A 17,375-nucleotide genomic window follows, 5' to 3' on the forward strand; every position below is an offset into this window, starting at 1 on the left:
AAAAACAAACACCCCAAAACCATTGAAAACAAGCCAAAACACCGGCGTGTCGAAAATCGCGAAAAAGCACCCAAAAAAGCACGCTATCTAATATTGAATTTATAAAAACCTTTTAAAAAATAATAAATTTCTTAAAAAGTACACAAAAATAGGATAAAAATACGCAAAAAATCAATAATGCTCACGCATCGACACACATATTAAAGATTTCTGCCAGGCCTGCAATATCTGGCTCACCATATTTCGCAACCAATTGCATCCAACGATTAGCATTGTCTTCACCAAATCGTGCAGCCTTGCGACGATAAGAGTCAACTGTCAAAAAACGAGGAGGAATTGATTTACTGTTATATTTATCCGCAACCATAACAATCTCTTGCTCAACTGTTTGCGGAATATAGTCTTCAGCAGGAAGAGGCAAATTTTGCACAACAACTTGCTCTCGAGTCAAGCCAACTCCAGTATGATTGCGCGCAAATTGCGCAGCGTCCTCGCTAAAACCATTATCAATTAAATATTTATATCCACGAAAACCATGCAAAATATAATTCGGACCATCAAAACGCAATATGCCACCAGCGTTGCTACTGCCATCACTTTCAAGAACAAAATACGTGCCAATATCGTGCAACAATCCACCTATTAAAGCGGCGTATTCATCAATATACTGTTTTGGAGCTAATCCACCACTAACCGCAGGCAACATTGCATAACTATCTCCGACAAGCTCCTGAAGGCAATTTTTTGCTAATTCAGCACGCTTACGCAAAGCGTCACTCATTTGAGCAGCACGATTTTCAGCTGACAAAAGCATATTGCTATGATGAGCAATTTGCCAAGAAATTGTTGATATTACAACACAATGACCGTGAATAAGCTCATAAGCAGCAGAAGATGGTGCAGTTGCTTTATGCAATTTCTCTACTTCACTAAAATCAGGTAAATTAGCGAGTTTTATCGAGTTGCAATTAAGTATGCTTTCTGCACCATTTTCCATTTTTAAAACTCTTCCTTAAGATTCTTCCTTAAGATTATTTTTTGCGCTCTTTTCGTTTGCAGCGCTCTTTTCGGATTCCACACTGTTCGCATCATCTACGCGTGCAGCATCCTCCACAGCCTGCACAACAGCATGCGTTACATTCGCTGCATCGATATTTGCTCCGTCTTTCTTAGACTTTTCTTCGCTAACTTTTTTTATCTCTTTAATTGGAAGTTGGCTAATTTTCCCAGTATTGGCAAGTTTTTCGTCAGCAAACATCACATTAGCAGCCGCAATATCTCGTGCGTTCATAACAGCAGTTTGCTCAGCATCAGTAGGTCTGATATCTTTCGCAACGTGAATATTAGTTTCAACTGCTGAAGCACCTTGCAAAGATTGAACTGCTCGCTGAGAGCAGTCTTCACGCTTCAAACGCGGAGGTCTGCGAGTAGAAACAAACAACGGCTGCACTTCAACAACCGGATTATACGGAGCCAAACCAAACCATTTAACAGGCGTACCAGCAACATGTCTAATTGCATATTTCATCTTTAGAGATAACGCTCCACGCACAGAAATATTAGATTCCGGCATCAACGCTTTGTGTAACAGCACGTAGCGAATTGGTCCAATATCTGGATCTGCATCAACCTTCGGGTACACGGATTTTTGCTGAGGAAGCTCGCCCGTGCGCGACAAATCGTGCATAATTTGGTGAAGATACGCTGGTATAGAAGGCGATACTTTAAATCCGAGTTTAATTTTTACGCGGAATAAGTAGTCAGTACCGAAATTCTCTACACAATACTCACGAGTAAACGGAGCATCGTCAGTTTCTACAGAAACAGCCCACCAAGCTCTAGCTCGCTTAGGGTGGTCAGCAAAAATGGAGAAGAAGATTCCAGTATCGAGACGCTTCATTTCACGATCGGAAGTCAAGTAAACAATATTGTCGGCAAAATACGGAATTCTAAAATCTCCGTGCAACTTATCTAGCACAGGTAAGAAATCTTTAGGCTTCATGTGCAAACGTTGCGAACGCTCGATTTTAGTTCCATCTTTCCAAGTGACCATAATGATCAAAATTGAAGCACCAAGCAGCATAGTAAACCAGCCGCCGTGCATGAATTTCGCCATAGAAGCCACAAAGAACATCATCTCAATCATGAGGAATACAATTGCAAACACGAAAGCACCAAATCGCTTCTTTTGATACCACATGTGCACTGTGAGCAAAATAGTCGTAGCAAGCATAGTCAGAGTTAAAGCTAAACCGTATGCGCCAGAAATATGCTCAGAGTCGCGGAACACTGCAAGAACTGTAATAGTTGCAACACACAGCACAACGTTCACAACTGGAATATACAGCTGTCCGCGAGTTCTAGCAGGATATCGCACTTGCAAATGAGGCATCCAATTTAGGCTTGTTGCCTCAGAAACCATCGTGTATGCGCCTGTAATCAGCGCTTGAGAAGCAATAATGCCTGCAGTAACCGAAAGAATAACGGCAACATATCGTACATTCGGTTCAAGCATTTGGAAGAATGGGTTCAAGCCTTCTATTGACCATAACGCTTTATCGTTTTGATTTTTCAACATCCAAGCGCCTTGCCCAAAGTAATTCAGCAGCAAAGCAACTTTAATAAACGGCCAGGTTGCGTAAACATTACCTCTACCAACATGCCCCATATCGGAATATAACGCTTCAGCACCAGTAGTAGAAAGGAAGATCACGCCCATAACAGCTAATCCCTGCACATTGTGCGTGCTAAACAGGAATTTCACGCCATAAATTGGGTTAAGTGCTTCAAAAATAGCCCAATCTTGGTCAATATTCATAACGCCAACAAGCGCAAGGAAAGCGAACCAAAGCATCACAACAATGCCAAATACTTTGCCAATTCGCTCAGTTCCACGCTGCTGTACAGAGAAAAGTATGACGATTATAACAACCGTAATCATCATCGACAAATTCTCATTTTCTAAGAATATTGGCTTAAACACTGCAATCGTACGCAAACCTTCAACTGCTGAAGAGATGGAAACTGCAGGAGTCAGCACAGAATCTGCCAAAAACGCAGCTCCACCAATCATTGCTGGTATTGCAAGCCACGCACCTTTTTTACGTAGAAGCGAATATAAAGCAAAAATGCCACCCTCGCCTTTGTTGTCTGTTCTCATTGCAACAAATACGTATTTTACGGTTGTAATTAATGTGATTGACCAGAATAACAGCGAAAGCATGCCGTATATAGTCGCGCGATTTATGTTTTGTAAACCGCCTTGACCTGCCAAAAATGTTTGCGCAGTATAAAGCGGAGAAGTACCAATATCGCCATAAACAACGCCAAGAGCAACAATTGCCATTCCCAATGTAAAACGATCGGAACTGGTTTGCAATTTTGCCCACCATCTACCTAACGGACCTCGTACTGCACTAGCAACAAGCTTTTCTGCTTCTTTTACCTCTTGCGCTTGCTGTTGAGCTATTACTTTGCGCTCTTCACGTGTTGTCGTTTTTTTTGACACCTGAGGAGCCTTAGTAAACGAGGCAGCTCGCAATATAGCGTCCTTAGTGCTTTTTAAGGATTTAGTGCTTTTCTCGGAATCTTTCGCGCCGTTGCGAGGGTCCTTTGTACTATCGTTTGATGGTACAGCAGTGCGTGACTTAGTCATGCTTAATTGTTCCTCCATATATGAGGCTTCTTCTTGATGCCAACAAGAAGTCGCATAAACCTCACACCTCACAGTTTTATTTCCGTACTTGGATATTGTATACAACAATAGTGCATCGCGCAAAAAATATTAAAAAATCCTTGAAAATTAAGGATTTTATATTCCTAAAATTCGTAAATTTTTCGCGTATTTTCGCGTGTAACTTTCGCTGCTTGCAATAACGATATATTTAGAACTTCAGAAAGTGTTTCTAGCGTATAAGGAACCATATAAGGCGCGTTTGGGCGTCCACGATACGGCATTGGCGTTAAATAAGGCGCATCCGTTTCAACAGTTATATGATCTTTGCCAATAATTCGCACAGATTCGCGTAACTCATCATTGCCTTTGTAACTTATAGTTCCAGAAAAACTTGCGTACCAACCGTGCTCTTTCAATATTTCTGCTAAATCCACACCACCAGCATAACTGTGAAATACTGTTCGCTCAGGAGCGCCATCTTGTAATAAAACCTTTACTACGTCTTCGTGAGCGTCACGATCGTGAATTTGTAAAGGTAAATTCAGCTCTTTTGCGAGCGCAATGTGGTCGCGGAAAGCTTCTATTTGCGTAAGTCGCGCAGACTCTCCCGTACGAAAGTAGTCTAAACCGGTTTCACCTATTGCCACTACTTCTTTTGGATGCGCAATTACTAGCGAACGCAAATGTTGCATAGCTTCGTCAAATGGAATATCGTGATACGGCTTGTAGACTATCGGCAGTCCGTCAGGCCCTTGAGCACCTTTATGCCCATGCAATACTGCTTCGTTCGGGTGTATTGCGATTGCTGCGCGAACTGAATTTTCATGCGTTTGAGCAAACTTAATCGTCGGCTCCCAATCTGGATATTCACATCCGACTTCTAGCATGTGCGAAACGCCTGATGATTTTGCTTGAGCAACTAAATCGTCTGCAGAAGGTTCCGCTATTAACTCGCGGCCTTTTTCTGCTAATTCTTGATTTAGATTATGCGCAAAATCCACAACGCTAAGCATGTGCGTATGATCGTCTGCAATTGTTATTCCTTCTTGTAGCAGATTTTCCCATACTGCAGATTGCGCTGCTAAAGCCGGAGCCCAATTATGTTCGCGATGATGTTTACTCATATTTTTAAGTCTACTCACAAACTCAACTGTCAATTTTTATTGCAATTATAAGTATTTATAAAACTGTTTTGCGAATTGCATCATATTGCGATTTTACAAGACGATAATATGCTCCTCTTGCATCCATAAGCTCGTTATGAGTGCCTTTCTCAACAATTTCTCCATGATTGATTACGCAAATCAAATCCGCATTCTCAATTGTCGAAAGCCTATGCGCTATTACAAAAGATGTGCGATTTTTAAGTAATTGAGCTAATCCTGCTTGTAATGCTTCTTCTGTACGAGTATCAATATTGCTTGTTGCCTCGTCTAGAATAAGAATTCGCGGATTTGCGAGTAATACTCGCGCAAACGATATAAGCTGACGCTGACCTGCAGAAAGAGTAGCTCCGCGCTCTTCAATTTCAGTATCGTATCCGTTCGGTAATTCTTCAATAAATTCGTGAGCATGAACTGCGCGTGCTGCATTCTCAATTTCTTCATCAGTGGCATCGAGCTTTCCATAACGAATGTTCTCGCGCACGGTTCCGCTGAAAATAAAGCTATCTTGCAACATTACGCCCATTTGTTTTCTAAGAGATGCGAGCGTTACTGAGCGCACGTCGTATCCGTCTATAGTAATTGATCCTTCTGAAACATCGTAGAATCTAGAAAGAAGACTTACAAGAGTTGTTTTTCCTGCGCCAGTAGGTCCCACAAGAGCTACAGTAGTGCCAGGATTAACATGCAAATCAACCAAGTTTAATATTGGCCTTCCATCTTCTTCGTAACGGAAAACAACATCGTTTACGTCTACTTTTCCTTCTATTTGAGGCAATTGAATAGCATCTGGCTTATCTACAATATTTGGCTTAATTCTTAAAGTTTCAAAAATTCGTTCCAAATAAACTGAACACGTTACAAGTTGCGTGTAGAAGTTTCCAATATTTACTACAGGATCCCAAAAAGTAGTCGAATACCAAACAAATGCTATAAGCGTGCCCGTGCTCACGTTCAATGCACCCAAGTTTGCTATGCCAGCGTAATACAAAAGTGCTATTGCAGCGGTTTCAATAATTGAAGCGCCAGGCCAAAGTAACATTTGCACTCTAACGTTTCGCATCCAAGCAGTTCTTACTTCTGCTTGTTGCTCTTGGAAAGTAGCGTATGCTGTAGCTTCTCGCGCAAAAGTTTGCGTTGTTTTTACTCCTGCGATTGATTCGTGCAAATACGCATTTAAATTACTTTGTTTATTCGATAACTTTTTAGACGCTTTTCTTTGCAAAATTTGTAAAGTGCGTGTCCAAATTATAAATATTGGGAATAGTGCCAAGCTCCACAAAGCCATTCGCCAATCTATAACAAACATTGTTATCAATGTAATAATAAGCACAAAAACGTCGGAAAATACGTTAATTAAACCGGATGAAAGCGTGTCAGAAAGCGTATTGATGTAGTTTACAATGCGAATCAGAATTTTCCCATGCGGACGCGAATCAAAATAGTCAAAAGACAATGATTGCACATGCGTAAAAATATCGCGGCGCATGTCTTTGATTATCATCTGGCCGATGCGTGTAATCGCTAAAGTTCTGTACGCTAAACCGAGTTCATACAATATGATGAGCACTGCAAATACTGCAATAATTGCATATAAATAATTTACATTTTTTTGCGGCAATACAACGTCGATTAGCGTTTTTGTAATCATTGGCATTGCTGTCATAATTATGCTGCCGCTAATAACTACCATAATTACGAGTAGAAGTTTAGCAGTGTACGGCTTCATGTATTTTTTAACGCGCATAAGTTCATGCACGTTTATGTGTTCTTCTTGACTTTCGTCTTCGCGGTAAGTATTACGTTGTGCCATTTCTACTCCCCCTTCGTTTCGAATCCTGCAGACCTGCCTGTTTTAAAGCCAAGTTGCTTTCTGTAAATCTCCCAATATCTTCCGTGCGATGCAACAAGCTGAGCATGCGTGCCGCGTTCAACAATTTTCCCGTGATCTAGCACAACAATCATGTCTGCATCTTTAACGGATGAAATTCTGTGCGCAATAGTGATTATTGTGCGCGTGCCATCAAGCTTTTTTAACTCCTGTTGAATATGCTCTTCAGTTTCCATATCTACAGCAGAAGTTGTATCGTCCATAATCAAGATTGCAGGATTATTTGCCAACGCTCTAGCTAAGCTCAAACGCTGCTTTTGCCCACCAGAAAGACCTACGCCACGCTCGCCTACTACTGTTTCATAGCCTTCTGGCATATTCATAATGAAATCGTCCGCTGCAGCAATTGTTGCCATAGTGCGAATAGTATTATCTAATTCCTTACAATTTTCTTTAGTTTGAGTTAATCCAAAACTAATATTTCCTGCAATAGTGTCCGAAAATAGGAATGTTTCCTGCGCAACTATGCTAACTTGGTTGCGAACAGTTTCTAGCGGCCATTCGCGCACGTCTTTTCCGTCAATTAAAACGCGACCACGCGTCGGATCGTAGAATCTTGCAATAAGACTTACAAGAGTTGACTTGCCGGAACCAGTTTCACCAAGAATACCCAGTTTGCTTCCAGCAGGAACGTCTAAATCAATATCTTTTAAGATTGGAGAGTCTTGATCGTCCGGGAATGCAAAATCAACATGCTCAAAAGTAATTTTGCCTTTGATTTTAACGGTTTCGTCAGCTTCTTTTGGATGTTTAATATGCGATTCTTGCGTAAGAAGCTTGCGGATATTCACGCATCCTGCGTTAAAACGCTGCCAATCGTTAATAAGCCATCCCGCCATTCGTACAGGCATGTGTAGCATCCAAAGGAAGCTGTTAAAAATGACGAATGTGCCTAAAGTCATGCTGCCGTTTAAAACAAGCCATCCGCCGAAACCAACTGTTATAAGCTCGAGCACAAAACCCATGCCATCAAGCCAAGGCATGTATTTTTGAGTATTTTTTGCAAGCGTAATATTGCGATTAAAGTAGTCTTCGTTACACTCGTCAAATTTTTTAGTTTCGTAATCTTCGCGCACGAAAGCTTTTACTACGCGATTACCCTCGATATTTTCTTCCACCATTGAATTCATGCGCGCGAAGGATTCACGAATTGCAAGGAACTTCGGTCTAGCTTTTTTGCCCATAATTTTTGCGAGCAGGAACAAAAATGGCGTAATTGACATAAGTGCTAAAGCTAGCTGCCATTGGATTGAAAACATTATTACTAGCGCAAGCACGAACATTACTACACAATCTAACGCCATATATGAAACCCAACTTAAAATATGGCGAATCGCGTCAGTATCCGATGTCATGCGGCTCATAATGTCACCTGTGCGCGTGTGATTAAAGTACGTAAAATCGAGAGAATGAAGCTTTTCATACTCGTCGCTCACAAGGCGATACACGGCATTTTGACCAAACTTTTCCATTAAAAGCTGGTAAATATACCTTGATCCAACGCGAACAATCATCATTGCTACCATCAAAACGCATACGCTTATAAGCAAATTATGCTGTTTGCCAATAATGATTTTGTCTACAATAAAGCCCGAAAGCAACGGCATTGTCATTGCCATTGTGTCGTTGATAATAAATAGAAAAATAGAAAGCCAAACTTTCCACATATCCGGCTTACAGTATTGCAATACCCAGCGCACGTTACTCGCATCTTTACATTTAGTTGGATTCACATACATGCGCTGTTTTCCCCTTTGCTCACACAAATAAAAAAAAATAAATCAATAAATAATTTTACATACAAAAAACAAAAACATGTATTAAAGGTCAAAAGATAAAAAGAAGCCCGGCGAGAAGAGAAACCCGCCGGGGCAGAGAGAAAGAGAGAAGAAGGTTTCAATTATGGGGTTCGCGAACGAACCTCGCTAATGGTGAACCATTAACATTTGTTAGTATAGCTAAACATTCGTCCAAAGAAAAGAGTTTTTCCTTAAAATTTCCTTAAAATATTTTCCTTTGGTGAATCATTTGCCATATTTTGTAATATTACAATTTATTTATTAAAAATTTCAACCTATTTCTCACTATTTTCCAAAGATTTTTTTGCCGCAGCAAGTCTTTCAGCCTCGACACGCTGACGCTCCGATAAAGCAGATGCAAAACGCTCAAGCTCCTCCTCAACTGCTTCCTTTGGAATCTTGGCAAAAATAGGACTTGGTTTAGGCACAGGCGTACCTGCTACCAGCTCCTCACTCTCCCAAGGATGAACAGTTTCTCCCAAGCGATAATCACCCGTAATAATCGGATACTTGAAGTCTGGATTATCCAAATCTTCAACTTCTTCAATATGAGGCAGAGGCGAGAATACACCAGTGCCACCAAGTGCTTCCCAAACTCTTTGAGCCGCATGAGGCAAGAACGGCGCAAGCAAATGATTAGCATCTGAAACAGCCTGAGCTGCAACATGCAACACAGTACCAAGGCGAGCCTCATCATCTTTAATTTTCCAAGGCTCAGTTGCAGAAATATATTTATTAATATCCGCAACTACTCGCATTGCTTCAGTAAGAGCATTCTTCTGACGATGACGCTCAATCAAACTACCAACCAAAGCAAAAGCATCAGAAGTTTGATCGAGAAGAGCGCGATCCATTGCAGTCATAGAATCTTCATCAAGAGGAGGAATTGCACCAAAATTCTTATTGATAAGATTTGCCACACGGTTGACAAGATTACCCCAACTTGCAGCAAGCTCTTCGTTATTGTGACGCACAAACTCAGCCCAAGTAAAATCGGCATCAGAATTTTCTGGACCCGCAATAGAAATGTAGTAACGCACAGCATCCACAGGGTAACGCGCCAAAATATCCTTCACATAAATCACAATTCCGCGCGAAGAGCTGAACTTCTTGCCTTCCATAGTCATGAACTCAGAAGCAACAACTTGTTCAGGCATATTCAACGGGCCATAAACACCGGCTTCGCCACCTTTAGAACCGGCACCATTGTAAGCAAGCATTTCCGAAGGCCAAATCTGAGAATGGAAAGTGATGTTATCTTTGCCCATAAAGTAGTAGCCAGGAGACTTAGGATCGCACCACCAATCGCGCCATGCGTCCGGCTTACCTTGACGGCGAGCCCATTCAATAGATGCAGACAAGTAGCCAATAACAGCATCAAACCAAACATATAAACGCTTATTCGGATTATCAATCCATCCTTCAACAGGAACAGGAATACCCCAATCAATATCGCGCGTAATAGCTCGCGGCTTTACTTCATTAAATAATCCAAGCGAGAAATTAATAACATTCGTGCGCCAACCTTCGCGAGAATGAAGCCAGTTAACATTCGCCTCAGCCAAAGCAGGCAGGTCTAGGAAATAATGCTCAGTTTCTTCAAAGCGCGGAGTTTCGCCATTAATTTTAGAAACTGGATTAATAAGCTCATCCGGATCAAGCTCGTTTCCACAAGCATCACATTGATCACCACGAGCACCATCTGCGCCACACAATGGGCATGTGCCTTCAATATAACGATCTGGCAAAGTACGGCCGGTAGAAGGCGAAATTGCAACCTTCTGAGTGCCCTTGTAAATATAGCCGTTGTTTAAGCACTGACGGAACATTTCTTGCACAACATGCTCGTGATTTGCAGTAGTAGTACGCGTGAACAAATCGTAGCTCAAACCTAAATCGCACAAATCCTTAGTAATCACGCGATTATAACGATTAGCAAGCTCTTGCGCAGAAACGCCTTCCTTATCTGCTTCAACCAAAATAGGTGTGCCGTGCTCATCCGTGCCAGACACCATTAATACGTCATTGCCTTTCATGCGCTCGTAACGCGCATACACGTCCGACGGAACCCCGAAACCTGCAACGTGACCAATATGACGAGGGCCGTTAGCATACGGCCAAGCAACATTCACCAAAATATGACTCATAGACAATTATTATCTTGTTCAACGCGGACAGTACATAAGAACATTGCAAAAAGAATCCCAAATATACGAGAAAAACACGCTGAATAACAAGCCTCACGCGAGTTCATCCACATATCCACAAGTTATAAAACCATCCTGGAATTGAAGCAAATATGAGCATAACCTCAACTTATGCACTACGAAATTTATTCACTACAAAGCATGCATTACAAAACATTCGCTAGAAAATATGCGTTAGAAAAACAACAATATGCGCGATACGGATTGTAAATAGTCGCGCTAAAAAATAAACATGCAGAAAGAAAGGATTGAGGAAAATTGAAAAAACAACAAAACATACGAGATTTATTGGATATTTGCGAAGAAGCACAAACGCAATTCCCGGAATTACTTGACGACAACCATTTACCAGGCCCAATGTGCATGAAAAAACTTTCTCAAATTGGCGTATTCAATAGGCTTGATTTAAATGCAGGATATTCAAATAAAACAGCTATTTCCACTCAAGGAAGAAGCAATATTGTAAGCAGTCTTATGCCTACAGAAAGCATAGCCTGCTTATTTACTGCAGCATGGGTTTGGATAGGAGGCAATTTTCCTGAAAATATAGATGTTATTGATTATGGGCATAGAAGAAAAAAGCCGCACGGCCATGCAATACGAGCATTTCGAAGACACTTAAACAATGAAGAATACGTAATACTTGGAAAAATTAGAATAACAACGCCAGAACGAACAATTTGCGATTTAGCGTACACTCCAAGCGAAAACGAAGAGTACGAACCTTATAGAAAAAATATTGCTCACTTATTGATATCTAAATACAGCATTGACTTGCGAAAATGCAAACGCACTATTGACAGAAACCCATATTTCCCAGGCTCAATACATGCAAGAAATTGGATACGAAACATTGCGAAAGAAGCAAACAAACCATGGAAATGAAACACTCTTATGCAACTAAAACAAGTAGCCCTCCAAAACCACCTATAATACTCACGCCATCTGTTGCTATCGACCCTGCAACAAAAACGGAAGTACTATGGTATATCGCGCAAAAAATACCGGAACTTCGAAAATGGATTATTGCAAACCCTTCAGCAGACGCGCAAATTTTAGAATATATCTCTCAACAAGGTGGTCCTGACGTTCGTTACAGTTTTGAAGTGCTATTTTCTGCGTATGACAGCAATTAATAGAAAGCAAAAAGTAGCAAAAGCAGAAATCTTACTTTTGATCAGGTTTATGCTCAAGACAAGACGCGTAAACTTGCTTACGATTAGCAAAAGATCCGTCAGCAAACGGATGCTCTTTTACTACTTTCGTAATAGCTTCTTTTATGCGCAAGCCTTCGGATTCTGCACATTCAAGCGAAAGCTTTGCAAGAGCATCAATGCTTAAATCTGTGCTTTCAGACTGTACTTCTTCGTCACTTGCACCACCGATAACTAAAACTATTTCACCTCGAGGAGGATCCGCTAAAACACCATCGTGAATACTTTGCACAGTTCCACGACGAATTTCCTCAAAATCTTTTGTAAGTTCACGGCATAACGCCATTGGACGATTAGAGCCAAGTACTGCCAATATGTCTTCCATGGCTTCTGCAATACGATGTGGAGCTTCATAAAATACTATTGTTCGTCGCTCGGCTTTAAGCGAGCGCAAATGCTGTTGACGCTCACCAGATTTACGAGGCAAAAAGCCTTCATAACAGAATCGATCAGTTGGCAATCCAGAAAGAGCAAGCGCATCTAAAACTGCACTAGGACCAGGCGCGCAAGTAACAGGCAAATCGCGCTCTATTGCACGTCGAACAACAGCAAGACCCGGGTCGTTAATTGTAGGCATACCGGCGTCTGAAACAACAAGAACAGTGCTGCCCTGCTCAACTTTGTCTAGCAAACCATCTGCCTTATTGCGCTCATTATGATCGTGATATGCGATTACGCTACCAGAAACATGCACGCCAAGGCGATTCGCTAAATCATAAAGCCTACGCGTGTCCTCAGCAGCAACAATATCAGCAGTTTCAAGAAGATTAATTAATCGTGCAGAAGCGTCTGCCATATTCCCAATAGGCGTAGCAGCTAAAACAACCTTACCTAAATTATCTTCTTCGTCACACATCTTGAATCTCCTTATAAAACTTCTTAAAACTCTACACGAATTTATAAAAGAACGCACTTACAAAGCGAGGTATTTGATTAGAATTATGCTTAGTGTAATTGCAATATAAGCGAAACGAAAAGAGACACTATGAAGATTATAAATCAGAAAATAAAAAGTATAGATGGAAGCGATGCGCAGCTTATTGGATATATTTTAGACGATAATTTAGATAGCGAAGGTTTGCAAAACCGTCCTGCAATTTTAATTTTGCCAGGCGGAGGTTTCTTGCGCGTCTCGAATCGTGAAGCAGAGCCTGTTGCCATGAAGTTTGCTGCAGAAGGATTCCACACTTTTGTGTTGCGATACTCGCTTACTCCAAGCACATACCCAACTCAGCTTTTAGAAGCCGCAGAAGCGATGAGCTTAATTCGCAAGAACGCAAAAGAATGGCACGTAGATGCGCAAAAAGTTGCAATTATTGGATTCTCCGCTGGAGGGCATGTGGCTGCAAACCTTGCAACTAGCGTTAGCGACGAAGTTGAGGAAGCAAACGGATATGCGGCTGATGATGTGCGTCCAAATGCGCTTATGCTAGCATATCCTGTTATTTCTGCTGGAAAATATGCGCATAAGCCAACTTTCGATCGTCTATTTGGAGAAGTTAGCGACGAAAAGCGAACTGAACTCGTCAACGAACTTTCGCTGGAAAATCACGTGGATCGCAAAACTCCACCTGTATTTGTATGGCAAACGATTACAGACCAGACGGTTCCAGTAGAAAATTCAATAATGTTTGTGAACGCTTGCGTTGAAGCTGGAGTAAGTGTTGAAGCTCACCTGTTCCCTAAAGGACCGCACGGCTTAGCTTTGGCAGTTAAAGAAACAGCAAAACGCGACGAAAATGGAAATGTGCTTACTGAATTTGTGCAGCCAGAAGTTCAGCAGTGGGTTAAGCTTGCATGCGATTGGTTGCATCGCACTTTTGCGTGATGTAAAGATGCTTTGCGTTTTCAACACGTTACAAAACAAACATTAATGTAATTTATATAATTTCGGCGCTAACACATCATAAGTTGTGTGTTAGCGCCGTTTTTAATATGCGTTTGTAGTGTGCGTTAACTTGCGTTTCAGCTCACTCTCTAGCTAGCATTTCAGCTCACGCTCTAGCGCGTGCGTGAAGAAAAAATCAGCAGAAAGCAATCACACAATTTTTGGCATTGGAGTTGTTAGTGAAGATGTGAGATTTACTTGCACAACTCCAGCTCCAGCGTGAACTTCCACTTTCTTCAATGTCACAGTGCGAGAATCTTCAGGCGCATGATCATCGTCAGTCATAGTTGCTGGCGACTTCACAGCAACAAGCGCAAGGTCATCGAAAACAACTCCAGAATTTGCACACAAATCCTGCGCTTCTTTCAATGAATCAGCAAAACCTGCTTTGTCGATTACACGCTCAACAGGAACACCGTAAGCTTCTGCACACAGCAAGTTAATTCGCTCCCTAAGCGTCTTTCCACGCCTACTTTCTGGAACTTTCGTTTCAACATCATCAGTTATTGCAGACACAAAATCGTCCAGCTGATTTGCCAAACCATCGCCACCATCGCGGAATAAATTGCCAACAATAGGCTTTCTGAATCCTAAAGACTTGGCTTGTTCCAACAATTCAGGCACTTGATCATCCTCGCCTTCCCACAAATTAATCAATGGGAACGTAGGGATATTAAGAGATTCCAAACGAGAAACATGGAATGGGTAACGCCAAGCCAAAGTTTCGTCATCTCGCCAAGTAGTTGCGCGAGTAACTACAACTGCAGCAGCAGGCCACTTTGCACCAAACTCGCGAGCAGCAATATCTAACCACTTTTGAGCACCAGCATCCGTACCATAACCTGCTTCCACCACTACAACATCATGCTCAGCGCAAGCCATTTCAACGCTTACAAGGCTTGGAATACCAAGCGAAACGTTCGCAAACGGACCACAATGGACGTAGATTGGAGAACCATTAATCGTCTCAGTTTTAGCAGGCTTTACAGCATCGGCAAGAATATTGGTGATTCGCCACAAATCCACAAACTCACCAAACTTAACAGGCTTACCATCTTTTGTGCCAGCAATCATTGAAGAAACACGATGAGAAATCTCGTCCATACTGCGCGACAACACTACGATTTGCATAAGCTCGCAAGTTGGCGTCAAAACAACGCGCTCAGGAACAGTCCCCTTGCCAAAATCAACAGCAATGCTTCGCAAAGATCGCGAAGGAACCTCGCTAACTCGAGGAACTAAAATAGTATCAAGAACACCCTCGTCGACTGCTTTTTCCGCAAACGACACAAGCAAATTCTGCGCGCAAGCAATAGCAGCCATTTCACCACACAAGCCCCAGTCAATTAGCTCCGGGTGAGAAAGCGAAGACTTACCGCCACCACTTGCACCACCTTTAGAACCAGCAGCTGTAATGCCCATGCTTGGCTGACGAAGAACCGCAGCTGCGTCCACACCGCGCTCACGCAATGCATTAACTAACGCGATAGTTGTAGTTGTTTTACCTTCTCCGCGAGAAGCTTTTAAAGGAGTATCAGCAGTAACAAGCAGAACCTTACCGCTCTTCCTAGGCTCCTCTGGATGTTGCTTTAAATAATCCAGGTACCCAAAGGCATCAATTTTTTTAACCAAACCGAATGTTGTAGTGTATGAATCAAGAATGCTCATGTACCCCTCTTTCATAGGCATATTGGCACAACTATGCATGCGGATAATGTTAATTACATGATTCATACTATACGATTGTTTGTTCGTAGCATAGCCACCACACGCAATATCTATACGAGCTATTAGCAACCTCTATAGCAAAATAACAAAAGATAACAAAAATGCCTTCCATATGAAATAAAAAGTTCATTTCTTAGGAAGGCACTTAATTTTTAATAAAATTTAAATCTAGTGATCGGAACGATTAAAACCATTCTTCATACGCATGCTAGTGATGTACAGCACCGTGTCAAGCAAAGAATCGGTTTCTTTCTTCAACTTTGCTGCCATATCGTCATTTGCTTCAGCCAAAGCTTCGCGCACTTTGTCGTTACGAAGCTCGGCGATAATAGCTTCAGGATCGCGAACTAAATCATCGTAATCTTCGCCTTCATCACCTTCACGCTCTGGCTCGTAATCGGCCAAATCAACGCCAAGAATATCTGCCACGGCAGCATCCGTAGACTTGACCATTGCGTGACCAAGAGAACCGACAACTTCCTGGTAGCGCTCAATCGCGTTTGCAGTGTCGTTAAATGCGGCATCCGCAAGAGCTGCAATAATACGATTCTCCCAATAGAAGTTTTCGCTTGTTACGCGAGTAGTCGTATCTTCCAAATACTTTGGAGTGCGATTTACGTTCGGATAGAACGGCACAAGCGCATTAAACGGGTTAGAGCCGTATGCCATCCACTGAATCGCGCGGAACGCTTCCGGCGCGTAAGGGCGGATTTGCATTACAGCCAATTGACTTTGACGATTGATGCCGATTGGACGGAAAAGATGACGAGTATGCTCATCACCAAGTTTGCCGTAAGGATCATACTCAGTGCCCTGATAGTGAGAGCTTAAAACGTACTTAATATCCTCAACTGTAACTTTGCGCTCAGGCTGGCGAGCCCAAGGAATATCGTTGCTATCTGGCTTGTGATCAGCATCCTTACCATCCCACACTTCGTCATAAGGATTCAAGAAACGCTCCATAAACCATGCGCGAGGAGTGTTGTAAACGTGATCGGCATCCGAGTGAGAGCCGAAAGCGTCGCGAGGGTTAAACGGCGAAGCGTTTTCCACCGACAAATCCAAGTGGTTTTCTTCAATAAACTCAAGCAAATCAGCAGAGCACATATGCTCTTCTTGAGCATCAAAAGCATCATCCAAATCGAACTCGTCAATTCCAAGCTGGTTTGGCATAACAACATAAGCTTCATCTGGTACGCGCTTAGCAATCCAATGATGACCGCCGACAGTTTCAAACCACCAAATCTCGTTCACATCCGAAAATGCAACGCCATTCATCTCGTAAGTGCCGTACTTTTCAAGCAATGCACCCAAACGCTCAACACCTTCGCGAGCGCTACGAATATAAGGCAAAACAAGCGTTAAGAAGTCTTCTTCGCCAATTCCACCCGGCACTTCCGGCTTGTAGTCAGCGTCGCCTTCCTTACCTTGCGCTTTTTGAAGCTCCACCATTGGATCTGCGCCTAACACGCGCTCGTTGGACGTAAGCGTTTCAGTTGCGCTCATTGCCACGTTTGCTTCGTTAACGCCAGCTTCTCCCCAAATTCCTTCGCGCAAGTCTGCATTTGGCACGCTTGTGTATTGCATCGGATTATCCGGCAACTCGACTGTTACGTGGCTAAGAACAGACTTATAAACGCGAGGCTGATCTTCCGGCTTTACTACCACTAAACGCTTCGGATTGAACTCGCCATTTGCCGAGTCTTCGTTACGCGCAATAAGCGTGGATCCGTCGTAACTTGCTTTTCTACCAACAAGAATTGTTGTGCATGCCATATTTGCATCCTCTGTTTTAGATTTTATATTTTA

12 protein-coding genes are annotated in these 17,375 nt (G+C 42.2%); 3 read left to right on the forward strand and 9 right to left on the reverse strand.

The annotated features are described in order from the left end of the window. Window positions 1-181: 181 nt before the first annotated feature. From AC1EK3_RS05380 to metG, 6 genes are all read right to left on the reverse strand, one after another. Window positions 182-997 (reverse strand): HD domain-containing protein, encoded by an 816-nt coding sequence (locus AC1EK3_RS05380; protein WP_480033698.1) that lies wholly within the window; start codon window positions 995-997, stop codon window positions 182-184. A gap of 15 nt (window positions 998-1,012) precedes the next feature. Then, window positions 1,013-3,655 (reverse strand): KUP/HAK/KT family potassium transporter, encoded by a 2,643-nt coding sequence (locus tag AC1EK3_RS05385; RefSeq protein WP_480033702.1) that lies wholly within the window; start codon window positions 3,653-3,655, stop codon window positions 1,013-1,015. Between the two features lie 164 nt (window positions 3,656-3,819). Continuing rightward, a complete protein-coding gene (locus AC1EK3_RS05390; protein ID WP_480033697.1) occupies window positions 3,820-4,800 on the reverse strand; it encodes a TatD family hydrolase in 981 nt (326 codons plus the stop codon). 55 nt (window positions 4,801-4,855) lie between these two features. Then, complete coding sequence (locus tag AC1EK3_RS05395) at window positions 4,856-6,652, reverse strand: ABC transporter ATP-binding protein (protein WP_480033696.1); 1,797 nt, start codon at window positions 6,650-6,652, stop codon at window positions 4,856-4,858. 2 nt (window positions 6,653-6,654) lie between these two features. After that, the gene (locus AC1EK3_RS05400; RefSeq protein WP_480033695.1) at window positions 6,655-8,469 is read right to left on the reverse strand and encodes an ABC transporter ATP-binding protein; all 1,815 of its coding nucleotides are present in this window, start codon (window positions 8,467-8,469) and stop codon (window positions 6,655-6,657) included. A gap of 335 nt (window positions 8,470-8,804) precedes the next feature. Next, window positions 8,805-10,676 (reverse strand): methionine--tRNA ligase, encoded by a 1,872-nt coding sequence (metG, locus tag AC1EK3_RS05405; RefSeq protein WP_480033694.1) that lies wholly within the window; start codon window positions 10,674-10,676, stop codon window positions 8,805-8,807. Window positions 10,677-10,994: 318 nt separating this feature from the next. Between metG and AC1EK3_RS05410 the strand changes: the two genes are divergently transcribed. After that, complete coding sequence (locus AC1EK3_RS05410) at window positions 10,995-11,621, forward strand: hypothetical protein (RefSeq protein ID WP_480033693.1); 627 nt, start codon at window positions 10,995-10,997, stop codon at window positions 11,619-11,621. After that, window positions 11,612-11,872 carry a variant leucine-rich repeat-containing protein gene (locus tag AC1EK3_RS05415; RefSeq protein WP_480033692.1) on the forward strand — a complete coding sequence of 87 codons (261 nt, stop codon included), beginning with the start codon at window positions 11,612-11,614 and terminating at the stop codon, window positions 11,870-11,872. The genes AC1EK3_RS05410 and AC1EK3_RS05415 overlap by 10 nt, the downstream gene beginning before the upstream one ends. A gap of 31 nt (window positions 11,873-11,903) precedes the next feature. Here the strand turns inward: AC1EK3_RS05415 and rsmI are convergent, their stop codons facing one another. After that, on the reverse strand, window positions 11,904-12,806 hold the full coding sequence (gene rsmI, locus AC1EK3_RS05420) for a 16S rRNA (cytidine(1402)-2'-O)-methyltransferase (RefSeq protein WP_004104736.1): 903 nt from the start codon (window positions 12,804-12,806) through the stop codon (window positions 11,904-11,906). A gap of 129 nt (window positions 12,807-12,935) precedes the next feature. On the opposite strand from rsmI, the gene AC1EK3_RS05425 reads away from it, so the two are divergent. After that, on the forward strand, window positions 12,936-13,778 hold the full coding sequence (locus tag AC1EK3_RS05425) for an alpha/beta hydrolase (protein ID WP_480033691.1): 843 nt from the start codon (window positions 12,936-12,938) through the stop codon (window positions 13,776-13,778). A gap of 210 nt (window positions 13,779-13,988) precedes the next feature. On the opposite strand, the gene AC1EK3_RS05430 is transcribed toward AC1EK3_RS05425, so the two are convergent. Then, window positions 13,989-15,506, reverse strand: coding sequence for a formate--tetrahydrofolate ligase (locus tag AC1EK3_RS05430; RefSeq protein ID WP_480033701.1), 1,518 nt, complete (start codon window positions 15,504-15,506; stop codon window positions 13,989-13,991). A 228-nt stretch (window positions 15,507-15,734) separates the two neighbouring features. Then, window positions 15,735-17,342 carry a C69 family dipeptidase gene (locus AC1EK3_RS05435; RefSeq protein ID WP_480033690.1) on the reverse strand — a complete coding sequence of 536 codons (1,608 nt, stop codon included), beginning with the start codon at window positions 17,340-17,342 and terminating at the stop codon, window positions 15,735-15,737. Between the last annotated feature and the right edge of the window lie 33 nt (window positions 17,343-17,375).

Source organism: Gardnerella sp. C0026F2 (assembly GCF_056590715.1).